This window comes from Pseudomonas sp. SJZ078, assembly GCF_007828255.1.
Lineage (GTDB): Bacteria > Pseudomonadota > Gammaproteobacteria > Pseudomonadales > Pseudomonadaceae > Aquipseudomonas.
The window spans coordinates 1-6,035 of sequence record NZ_VIUG01000068.1 but is presented as its reverse complement, the minus strand read 5'-3'; the positions used below and the strand labels follow the sequence as shown (position 1 = coordinate 6,035).

Genomic DNA, 6,035 nt, shown 5'->3' with positions numbered 1-6,035 from the left:
TCCTGACGTTAAGGGCGATCGCGTCCGCTTAAAAATACGCGGACACCATCGCCCTTAATGCTGGAGTTCGGAAGGTGACTTCCCCAGCCGCTTACGCTTATCTGCCGTCTCAGATGTATCTTCGTTTGAGTTATATAACGACAACAGGTGCGGGAAAGCCTTTCTTTCCTCTTCAGGCACACAAGTCAAAAGCAGATGCAGAAAGTAGTTCCGCAACTCGATGTCTGACATCGCAGGAGCCCTATCTCCAACAGGCCTCGTTCGTAATGGTACCTTGGATTTGAGTTTCGCCTCGCTCGGGCGTGTTTTGGACGTAAGGCGGCTGTGAGGGATTGCTACTTGGATCTCACTCAGCCATTTCCTGTTGTAAAAGCTAACCAGGCAGATGACCTGCTCCAGAATACGATGTTCGTCAGCTGTGCCTGGCACCTTTGCCAGGGGAGGCAAGGAAAGGATGTCACGAATGACTTTCCTGATGGTGCTGGTCTCAATGGCCATCTTGAGCTCTTGGCTCGGATTTTCTCGCTCAACGCGTTTGAACTCAGCGTTGAGCGCACGCTCGATAGCGTTGAACGTGCGACTCATCTACCCTCTCCTTAGGTGAACAACAGCGTGGGCTTAGTCCGGGCTTTCAGGTTGCGGCGAGTGCGCTGCATTACTCGCTCCCCCTCCTCGGTGCTGCGGTAAGCGGTGATGTTGGCGGCGGCCAGAACCATGCCTTCGGAGATGGTAACTACGCGCCCCACATCCTTGTAGACACGTGCTAGCTCACCGATCACTACCTCTTCAGGGTTCTCCTGCAGAGCGTTATGGAGATGCCAGAGCTGGTGCCCTTGGCGGATGAGGAGTTTCTTCTTGTCTAGATAGTCTTTCATTTCGCTAATACCTTTATGTATGGTTTTGTTAATGTCCTCTCATGAGGACAGTGACAAATTTCAACCATACTGAGCGAAAGGTGAACGGCGAATCTCCCGCGAAACTCTGAGCAGAGATTCGGGCACCCTGAAAGGCTATAGCCGCTGACCTATCTACACGACTCCGCCATGCTCAATAGCATGCAGCACTCGCTTGGCACTTTGATATCCAGCCGCAGTCCGACTCATACTCCTAGGGGTTGCTCCCCCCAAAGCGATGTTAGGCCGATCCATCCAGTCAAAGGCCTGCTTGTGGTCTACAAACACCTCTTGGGCTAGTCGTTCAAGCATGGCTTCTACCATTGCCTCGCTGGACTCTCTCATCGTCCCCCCTATGAGATGGGTTTGCCTCCTAGCCTCACCAACTGAGCCTTAATTGGTATCAGAGGACTAGCCGAGTATCAGGTTACCCTGATACTCGGCATCAAGAGCAGGGGCTACTGCAGGCTCTATGGCACTTGCCACAGGTGACCTGCTCCTCGGGTCTCAGTCCCGCGTTGGTCGTAGTAGAGGCCGTTCTCCGATCAGGAGACGGCTATGGCAAAGCGAGGTCCCCCTAAAAGGGCCTCCTCGTACCATGTTTCATCACCGTTATAAACGCCCGGGAGAGGAAGCTCATGGGCAGCACATCGAAGGTAGCATGATCCTATCCCCATCAAAACGCCCATCGGTCTGGACACTGGGCTATCCTTGGGTGGATCACCAACTGCGATAACTGAACTCATCTACACAAGGATGTTAATAGTGAAGTTTGATCTGAGGAGCGCAATTAATAGCATTTCTGATGTGGTCATGAATCGCCCCGCCCCGCTACGGGAGTTCGATCAGATCTACATGAAAGTGGCTGACATGGTCGTCCAGGCCGAGTACGTCGCTCGTGTTTTCAACAACAAGAAGGTCGTTTTCGTGGGCGACGGCGACGGCATCGCCCTTTCAGCCGCCCACCTCAAGGCACAAGGTGTGATCGATTATGGCCCCTCGTCGATTACGCTATTGGACTTCGATGAACGCATCGTCAACTCAGTTCTTCGGTTCGGCGAAAAGCTGGCTCCGAAGGTGGCTATCACTGCTCACCTCTACAACGTAGCCGACCCGCTTCCCACCGAGCATTTCGGAGCCTATGACGGCTTCCACATAAACCCTCCATGGGGTGCGAGCAATGCCGGACAGAGCGTCACCGCATTTCTGGAGCGCGGCAGCCAGGCCACCCATGACAAGGGCTTGGGGATAGTAGTGATCGCAGATGATCCCGATCTTGCTTGGACTCAAGAGGTGCTCCGCGACACTCAGAAACGGGCAATCGACCTTGGCTATGTTGTCTCCGAGCTGCTGCCCCAACTGCATCTTTATCACCTGGATGATGCCCCTGACTTGCGCTCGTGCTCGTGCCTATTTCGCCGGGTACAACCAGACCTGATGGAGAAGTCCTCCGAAAAGCTTTCGAGCGATCGCCTGCGCAATTTCTATGGAAAGAACAATCCGCTGACCTACAAGTACGTGAGGGAGAAGCCAGACCTCAATGTCAACCGGGAGGCAGAACAGCGCTATTCACTTGAACATTACCTGGAGACTCCAGATGCCTAACCCGCTCACTGATGGACAGGGTGTGATCTTCATGAAGGTAGGCCTCCATGCCTCGGAGACTCTTGAAGACATCGTTAAGAGGAAGCAGCAAGAGTACGAGCAGGCCGGGTCAATCTTCTGGGGATATGGCGGAAGCTCCTGCCACCCCAAAACGATGGTGCAACCATTCGGCAGGACGATGCAGGAAGCAGGGAAGCACCTCCTAATCATCATGCACGAGATGAACTCGAAGCATACAGCCCCGCCAGTGGCCGCAGCTGAGTATTCGGAAGATGGCGTCGACTGGCTTGCGGTTCCAAAGGGTATTGAAGTCCGCGGCTCACGTTATGCCCTAGTCCTCGATGAGCTGTTGATTGATGAGTTTGAGATAAACCTCAACGAGTTTGAGGTCGGGCTCGGACAATCCCGAGGCAAAGCTGCCTCTGACTACCTGAAAGGTCAGAACGATAAGGGCTGTCTGATTTTCCATGAGCCCCATATTCCTCCCCCCCCAGAGCAGCGCATCACCAAGCAAATAGGGCTCATTGCCAGGGTGAAGCCACCGTATGCCGTCTTCTTAAGGAACTGACAGAGGGTCGAGCGTTGGGAAAAATCATCTACCTGACTGGGGCCCCGGCCACAGGGAAATCCACGCTAACTGCAGACCTGATTATGCGGGCTTCGCAGGTAACTGTTTTCACGTACAGCAAGGAGCTCGCCCGGGTTACCTCAACACGAGTCGGCCCGATAACCCAAAACGATATGAGGGAGCAGTCAGCCAAGCTGATAACTCGAGAAGACGTTGAAGTGGTGGATGTCGAGCTTATTCAGAAAGCAAGGCGTCTCAAACAAGCCGATGGCTACCTGGTCATCGATTCGCACCCCGTCACGATCGAATCCTTCGGCTTTAGGGTTACCCCCTTCACCAAAGAGATGCTCCAACAGCTGGCTCCTGATGTGATTGTTTGCCTTTATGCTGATGCCGAAACCCTGGCCTCACGCATCAAGGCTGACCCTGCTGGCCGCCCATTACCACGGAAATCAGAGCTTGAACGGCACGTTGATCTACAGAGTCAGGTCGCCTCGATCTACGCCATTGAGACCGGAGCATCTCTGTACTTTCTGGATGCGTCAAAATCACGAGCAGAGGTGTTGAGCAACTTTCTGAAGGTCACTCGCATACCCGAGCTCAAATAGCAGCGCTTAAGCTTTGGTCAGCGCAGAAAAGATCGAAAGTAATAGGGCTTCGACTCTCCGAGCTACGCTTACTGCGCAGCTTGGTTACAAGCCTATTCCAATCCTCCACGGTTCCGCAGGATGAGACCTCAACGATGGCCTCAACATCGCATTGGGTAAGCAGGGCTGGATCAGAAAGCTGTACCGAATAGGGTGCAGCCATGTTGGCGGTAAAACTCACCGGATACTTCTTAGCAACGTTCCCGCTGACCGCATACTCAGCATTTCGCACTACCGCTGTCACCTGAGACGCCCCCAGCGGCTTGTCACTTGAGAAGTTCCTCAGGAATGCGGCCGTGACCTGCATTTCCGTCCCCCCGCCCAAACTGTCGACGGATCGGCACACCAGTGCGTAATGGCTGGATTTTCGCCGACCAGAAGGCAAATCAGCTCGACTGGTGATCAACACATGCTTCGGCAATGGCTGGGTATTACCTCGCTCATCGACCCAGCTATTCCAGACCAACACATCACCCGGCGTCACATCGATGGCCTTCGCCTTACTAGGCATGGGAGAAAACAAGACCTGAATCTCGCCATCCATAGACCCGGCTGCGTCGCGAGCATTGTCACCTAGCGATTGGCCTATACCCCAGAAAAACAGCCCATCGCCCAACTGACGCTCCCACTCCTTGCGGCGAATGATCAGGTCGAGAGCCTCGCCTGATTCGACACCCATTTTGGTCCAGCAAAAGGTAGAGGGAATCATCGCTGTGGTTTCCAAGATTGATAGCAGACAGTCTACCAAATTCTATTCATTTATGAAATAAAATAGCATATATTGAATATTATGAATAGAAATCATATCCACGAGTCTTATGCCCGTCTTGCCACAGCCTTACGGCAGGACTCCCGCAGCGATTCTGAAATAGCGCGGCTAAGCGGGGTTTCTCAGCCCACGATTTGGCGTCTCCGCAACCAAAACACCGCGAGGATAAGAGCTAGCGGCCAATTCATTAAGCTGTGCGCCTTCTACCAGCTTAATGAATTGCAGGAGCCGCTGCGTGAGGCTTCATTGGAGGGCGAACTAAAGGGTGCAATAATGAACATCTGGGACGGCTCGGAAGCCCATGCGCGGGCCTTGATCAAGGTTATTCGAAGCCTCAAAGGGCTCGCTCAACCTCAGCACACGCCCGAGACCACCACTGAAGGAGGTCGAAATGCCGAACACGCACATTGACCGTATTTTTGGGGTGCTTGAGTCAGCAGGCTATCCACGAGATTTCCAGCATTCGCTTCTTCCTCACTGGGTAACCAGCGAAGTGCTCCAGGATGAGGGAGCAACCCTTGAGGTGGCGGCTATTCTGGCGAAGCGGCTGGGCCTGAAAGTCGCCCCCCTCTTTGCTGATAACCCAGGCCTTGAAGAGCTTCGCAGACGAGATACGAAGTACAAGCGCTCGATCCCTAACAAATCCAAGAATCTCAATGCTGCGACATCACTTGCTATGTTCGTAGCTGAATCGGTTGCCTACGCGACCCCCTTCAAATATCAGCCATTCCCTACTGATCCGTTTGAGCTGCGAGCAGAAATCCTAGGTACCGAGGGCGGTAATTGGCTCGGCCTGCGTAACGCGCTGCAAGCATGCTGGCGGCATGGCGTACCAGTGATCTATTTGGATCATGTCGGGGAAGGCCTTCCCAAGATGGACGGCATGGTCACCGCCCTAGATGGCCGACCAGTCATCATCCTGTCCAAGAAGAGCACATCGTGGGCGTGGCAGTTGTTCATCATCGCTCACGAGATTGGTCACTGCGCTCTAGGACACATAGGGCCGGACGAGATACTCATTGATGAATCTCTCGGGGAGCAATCGTATGCTCTCGATGATCCGGATGAAGATGAGCAAGCAGCTGACCACTTCGCCATCACCCTGCTCAACGGCAGGGAAAACGCGACCTATGCTTCTGGAACAAGCAGCATGTCCGCGCGGGGCCTCGTGCAGGCCGCTATTGATTATGGCAAAGCGAATAAGGTGGACCCAGGCCACGTAGTCCTCAACTTCGCTAAGCACAACGATGCTTGGCCCTTGGGAATGGCAGCCACAAACATGCTGCAGGAGGGAAAGCCCCCGGCGGGTATAGTCATCAACGACTTGCTATGGAGATGCATTGAGCATAGAGCCCTCCCCGATGACACCCTAGGATTGCTAAGCCGTGTGGCACCGGCCAAATAGGGGCTCGTATGGCGCTCAATCTCTTCGTAGACAACGACGTGATTTTGAAGCTTGGGGGATGCGGACAAAAACTTGGACTGGTTATGCCGCGAAGCCCAGGCTCTCACGATACTCAACGGGACTGAGAGCGCCGAGGGAAATCTTTATA

Annotated in this window: 9 protein-coding genes; 4 read left to right on the top strand and 5 right to left on the bottom strand. The window is 53.9% G+C overall.

Features of this window, described 5'->3' with window-relative positions:
* Positions 1 to 54: 54 nt before the first annotated feature.
* From FBY02_RS28200 to FBY02_RS28950, 3 genes are all read right to left on the bottom strand, one after another.
* Complete coding sequence (locus tag FBY02_RS28200) at positions 55 to 585, bottom strand: hypothetical protein (RefSeq protein ID WP_178115398.1); 531 nt, start codon at positions 583 to 585, stop codon at positions 55 to 57.
* A gap of 11 nt (positions 586 to 596) precedes the next feature.
* Positions 597 to 875: a hypothetical protein gene (locus tag FBY02_RS27860; RefSeq protein WP_144931733.1), complete on the bottom strand. Its 279-nt coding sequence runs from the start codon at positions 873 to 875 to the stop codon at positions 597 to 599.
* A 153-nt stretch (positions 876 to 1,028) separates the two neighbouring features.
* Positions 1,029 to 1,205: an MbcA/ParS/Xre antitoxin family protein gene (locus tag FBY02_RS28950; RefSeq protein ID WP_157761643.1), complete on the bottom strand. Its 177-nt coding sequence runs from the start codon at positions 1,203 to 1,205 to the stop codon at positions 1,029 to 1,031.
* Positions 1,206 to 1,649: 444 nt separating this feature from the next.
* On the opposite strand from FBY02_RS28950, the gene FBY02_RS27850 reads away from it, so the two are divergent.
* From FBY02_RS27850 to FBY02_RS27840, 3 genes are read left to right on the top strand one after another with little or no spacing between them, the layout of a single operon-like run.
* Entirely contained in the window at positions 1,650 to 2,498 is an 849-nt protein-coding gene (locus FBY02_RS27850; protein ID WP_178101749.1) for a bis-aminopropyl spermidine synthase family protein, read from the top strand.
* On the top strand, positions 2,491 to 3,066 hold the full coding sequence (locus FBY02_RS27845; protein ID WP_144931731.1) for a hypothetical protein: 576 nt from the start codon (positions 2,491 to 2,493) through the stop codon (positions 3,064 to 3,066). The genes FBY02_RS27850 and FBY02_RS27845 overlap by 8 nt, the downstream gene beginning before the upstream one ends.
* 14 nt (positions 3,067 to 3,080) lie before the next feature.
* Entirely contained in the window at positions 3,081 to 3,674 is a 594-nt protein-coding gene (locus FBY02_RS27840; protein ID WP_178115399.1) for an ATP-binding protein, read from the top strand.
* On the opposite strand, the gene FBY02_RS27835 is transcribed toward FBY02_RS27840, so the two are convergent.
* Entirely contained in the window at positions 3,667 to 4,422 is a 756-nt protein-coding gene (locus FBY02_RS27835) for a hypothetical protein (protein WP_023100300.1), read from the bottom strand. The two genes, FBY02_RS27840 and FBY02_RS27835, sit on opposite strands and share 8 nt — an antisense overlap.
* A 182-nt stretch (positions 4,423 to 4,604) precedes the next feature.
* Positions 4,605 to 4,670, bottom strand: a complete 66-nt coding sequence (locus FBY02_RS28945; protein ID WP_144931736.1) for a GlyGly-CTERM sorting domain-containing protein — start codon at positions 4,668 to 4,670, stop codon at positions 4,605 to 4,607.
* Positions 4,671 to 4,873: 203 nt separating this feature from the next.
* Between FBY02_RS28945 and FBY02_RS27825 the strand changes: the two genes are divergently transcribed.
* Entirely contained in the window at positions 4,874 to 5,887 is a 1,014-nt protein-coding gene (locus FBY02_RS27825) for an ImmA/IrrE family metallo-endopeptidase (protein ID WP_144931727.1), read from the top strand.
* The last annotated feature ends 148 nt before the right edge of the window (positions 5,888 to 6,035 follow it).